Source organism: Halohasta salina, assembly GCF_024178165.1.
In the GTDB taxonomy this organism is placed as follows: Archaea; Halobacteriota; Halobacteria; order Halobacteriales; family Haloferacaceae; genus Halohasta; species Halohasta salina.
On record NZ_JAMZIE010000022.1, the window covers coordinates 1 to 3,739 of the forward strand.

Genomic DNA, 3,739 nt, shown 5'->3' on the forward strand with positions numbered 1-3,739 from the left:
TCAAGAACTCGCTGACTTGACTGAGAATGAAGGTCACTGTAGCGTTCGTGGTCTTTCAATTCTGATTTGAGTTCGCTGTCGTCGGGAATTTCCCCGTCTTCGTCCCAGCGGCCTTGAGAGTAGTATCGGGCGACATTCCACAGCTTCGACGCGGAGAGCCCACACTGATCGAGGTCGTCGCACACCTGCTGGTGGTTGACGATTTTTGCCCGATAGGTGCGGGTAGTCTCCAACATCGTCCTGTGTTCATAACAAGTTATGGAAGATTACACATTAAAATCAATGACTGAACGTGGAATATCCAGCAATAATATCGAACGTGGTTAGTGAGAGGTCAGTCGGCTGTATCCCCGCCCTGAAGGGCGAGGTTTTAGCCTTGTTTCTCCCATAACACTACTAATGTAGCAACTCCTGTGCGAACCTTTTAGTCTACAGTACGCAAACTATGCACTATGTCGAAAGCTCCACCCTCCACACAGTCACCAGATGCTGGACAGACAGCACACCAGTTCTTTGTTATTCAGGAGCTGTTGAGAATACCAGAGCTCGCACGGTTTTACACGGATCTGCTGGTCAATTCGCCAACAACAGTTGTTGCCGCTCGTGATCGACAAGGGCTCTCGAAGAGTACAGCCTACAAATACGCCAATACACTGTCAGAGCTAGGCATCGCAACGGAACTGGATACGTACGAAAACGGATCGTCACTCTGGCGTGCTGACCCAGTAAGCGGTAACTGGACGGATCAAACGACCATCGAACTCGGTCCCGTCCTTATTGCCGTCTACGGAGCAACAAGTGTCGACGACGATCTGGAACTTTTCGTCGACCGACACGGCAAGGCAGCCCTCGCGCCCGTGGTTATGGCGACAATTGAGTATCTGAAAGGCGAGACAACCCGTCGTGGCGTCGCAGATGATCTTGACATTCCTGCTGTGGAAGCGATTGCAGTCACTCAGGCGATTGAACGTATCATCACCGTAGTCAAAGACCACGATCCAACATTGGAGGATGTTTCCTTCGACGTCGACGTCCACGACCGGGCACTCGATCAGAGCCCATACCAGCGTGCCGATGAGTGAGGAACACCCATCGCCGTTTCCGACTGCCCTCATCTGTGATACGAGCTTTCTCCGAACGATCGGTGGAACCGATAGCGACACGTACCAGACGTTTATTGAGTACGTCCAGACCGAAGGTCGGCAGCTATACCTGAGTCGTGGCGTCGTTGAGGAACTGACCGAACAGCGTGGATACATCAGCATCGACTGGGTCGACCGAGCAGCGACGACAGAGTGGATCACTACAGTCGACGACGTGCAACGGGGGGTGCGAGTTCACGATGGGCCTCGTGCTGGAGAAGTCATGGACCGAGTCCATGAGCGACTGGCAGAGTTCGAACAAACCGACCCAGATGTGTTGCGAAAGACCGATTCAGAACTGCCTGCAGTCGCTGTGATGTTACTCGGGTCGACACCACACGAGTCAGTCGGGATTTTGATGGATGACCGGAACGCCGAAAAAGCGATCTCCGGTGTGATTAAGAACACGTACTACGAAGGTCGAATTCGGATCACAGATATTTGGACAGCGATAGAATACATGGAGTTACAACAGAACTGACTACTCGTAATCAATTCAACAACATTCCGTTCAGAGCGCATCTACGAGACGTTCAGCGGCCTCCTCAACGCTGCCTTCGTTTTCGATGAACCGAACCGGAGCGTTCTGATCGCGTGCGTACTGGAGCGCGGCAGACCGATTGAGATCCTGCTCGAAGTCGATCTTGCGTTCGGTCGCCTCCTGCATCTCACGGCTCCCGTTACGTCGACGCTCAAGAATCGTTTCCGGACTCGCTTCAACGAGAGCAAACGTGGTTGGTGAGACATCGTAGAGCACCTCCTCAGGGAGTCCCTGTATGTAGCCGGACTGGGTTTCTACGGCCAAGTGAGTCGAGAGGATCACGTTCGTTTCTTCGGCCTCGTCGGCGACAAACTCGCCTGCACGACGCTGCAGACGGCGTGTCTCTCGTTGCGAGAGTGTGGCAAGCTCTCCTCGTTCGGTCGCTAGGCCTCTCGTCGCGGCTTGTTCCAGCATTACGTCGCCGAAGTTCACCAATTTGTACCCGTCTCCGAGTTTCCGCCGAAGCGCCTGGCAGACGGTCGAAAGCCCAACACCGGTGACACCCGATACTAGCGTGACTGACATTAGAAACTCACCTCGCTTTCGTCATCCTGTTTTGGCATTGATCCACGGTCGTCGTAATACCTACGTCCGACAAACCGAGCCCCAACGAGCGACATCAACGTATCATAGAGGTCATCGGCCGAACCGAACTCCTCAATGTCAGATCTTTCGATAACCGATTGGATCGTTGTACTTTCGCCTCCCGGAGGTGAGAGTTCTGTACTCCCCACGGTCTCTACGACCGTCTCCCGTGGAACGGGGAACTCTAGTTTTCTCGCGAATAGATCACGAGTCTCTGGCAAGCGCATGTGTGGTATGTTGGATCACACACGCATAACAATTGTGTATTTTCATCTACATTTAGAAATTTCATCACTGAAGTGGAATCAATGGACACAGTCATATACTGCTGGGGATCGCTGGCGGTGGTGCCAGCATAACCAACTCTCCTGCGCAGCAGACTCGTTCAGTGTCGGGCCTGGATTCGAGCAGTGATCGAACTTACTCGCCGCGGGGGTGAAACCCCCAGACCAGCCAAAACTAAGCCATCTCCATCACAGCTTGATGATCCGTTCTTCTCGTGTTCATTGTTGTGAATCAACGAAACCAGCGAGGACGGTGTTGAACCGGTTGGGTTCTTCCAAGAACGGACAATGGCTACTGTTTTCGAACCATACGAGTTCAGCATCGGGTGTGTGCTCGGCAACGTATTCGACACCGCCGGTTTCTAGAAGAGTCTCATCTTCACCGACGCAGACAAGTGTTGGAACATCCACTTTGGAAAGGGCTGATCGGTAATCTCGAACAGATTGGTCGAACAAAATGGCACTCTTGATCGCCGGTGGGACACGAGAGATTTCATCAAAAAGGAGGTTCTCGGTCGCGTGATCTGGTTCTTCGACCAACATTTGTTCGATGAATGTCTCGGCAAGCTCGTTTGGATCGGTTTGAGCAAGCTCCATGAGCCCTCGAAGCTCCTCGAAATCGAAGACACCGTGGTCGTAATCTGCCTGCTTGAGATCAAGCGGTTGTTGTTCGACACTCACGAATCCGTCGAGCCGACCGGTACCGAACTGCGAGATGTATTCCCACGTGACGAGCGATCCCATTGACCAACCCACGAGGATAATATCGTCTAGATCCAGCGCATCAAAGAACCCCTCAAGATCCTCCGCATATGTTGGAATCGTATGACCGGTCTCAGGCTTGGCAGACCGTCCGTGACCTCGAAAGTCGACGAAAATCGTCTGATAATCATCGGCAAGTGATGATTGTTCGACGAAAAATCGACTTCCCATCAGAACACCATGCAAGAAAACGACCGGTGTTCCCTGTCCACTTGATTCGTAGTAGAGCTCCGTACCGTTAACCGATTGCGTTGGCACAACTAATAGTAGTAGACAATCAAGTTAGGTTTTTGGTAAACCGGCACTGTCTAGTTAGCGACCTCCTCAGTTGGCGTTCGATCATCTAGCGATTGATGCGGTCGCTGGCGGTTATAATAATGTACAAACTGCGAACACCAGCGACGAACGCTCGACCGACTGCCCAC

6 protein-coding genes and 1 pseudogene are annotated in these 3,739 nt (G+C 52.4%); 2 read left to right on the forward strand and 5 right to left on the reverse strand.

Annotated features, from left to right (window positions below):
* A pseudogene (locus tag NKJ34_RS15625) lies at positions 1-236 on the reverse strand (RNA-guided endonuclease TnpB family protein); the annotation flags it as partial.
* A 216-nt stretch (positions 237-452) separates the two neighbouring features.
* Between NKJ34_RS15625 and NKJ34_RS15630 the strand changes: the two are divergent.
* Together NKJ34_RS15630 and NKJ34_RS15635 are read left to right on the forward strand one after the other, a co-directional pair.
* Positions 453-1,082 (forward strand): DUF7437 domain-containing protein, encoded by a 630-nt coding sequence (locus NKJ34_RS15630; protein WP_253739222.1) that lies wholly within the window; start codon positions 453-455, stop codon positions 1,080-1,082.
* Positions 1,075-1,623 carry a PIN domain-containing protein gene (locus NKJ34_RS15635; protein ID WP_253739223.1) on the forward strand — a complete coding sequence of 183 codons (549 nt, stop codon included), beginning with the start codon at positions 1,075-1,077 and terminating at the stop codon, positions 1,621-1,623. The genes NKJ34_RS15630 and NKJ34_RS15635 overlap by 8 nt, the downstream gene beginning before the upstream one ends.
* 30 nt (positions 1,624-1,653) lie before the next feature.
* On the opposite strand, the gene NKJ34_RS15640 is transcribed toward NKJ34_RS15635, so the two are convergent.
* The 4 genes from NKJ34_RS15640 to NKJ34_RS15655 all read right to left on the reverse strand — a co-directional run.
* A complete protein-coding gene (locus tag NKJ34_RS15640; RefSeq protein ID WP_253739224.1) occupies positions 1,654-2,208 on the reverse strand; it encodes an adenylate kinase in 555 nt (184 codons plus the stop codon).
* Positions 2,208-2,495, reverse strand: a complete 288-nt coding sequence (locus NKJ34_RS15645; RefSeq protein WP_253739225.1) for a DUF5789 family protein — start codon at positions 2,493-2,495, stop codon at positions 2,208-2,210. Before NKJ34_RS15645 ends, NKJ34_RS15640 begins: the two co-directional genes overlap by 1 nt.
* A gap of 276 nt (positions 2,496-2,771) precedes the next feature.
* The gene (locus NKJ34_RS15650; protein WP_253739226.1) at positions 2,772-3,572 is read right to left on the reverse strand and encodes an alpha/beta fold hydrolase; all 801 of its coding nucleotides are present in this window, start codon (positions 3,570-3,572) and stop codon (positions 2,772-2,774) included.
* Positions 3,573-3,622: 50 nt separating this feature from the next.
* On the reverse strand, positions 3,623-3,739 hold a 117-nt coding region (locus NKJ34_RS15655; RefSeq protein WP_253738127.1), incomplete at its 5' end, for an integrase core domain-containing protein.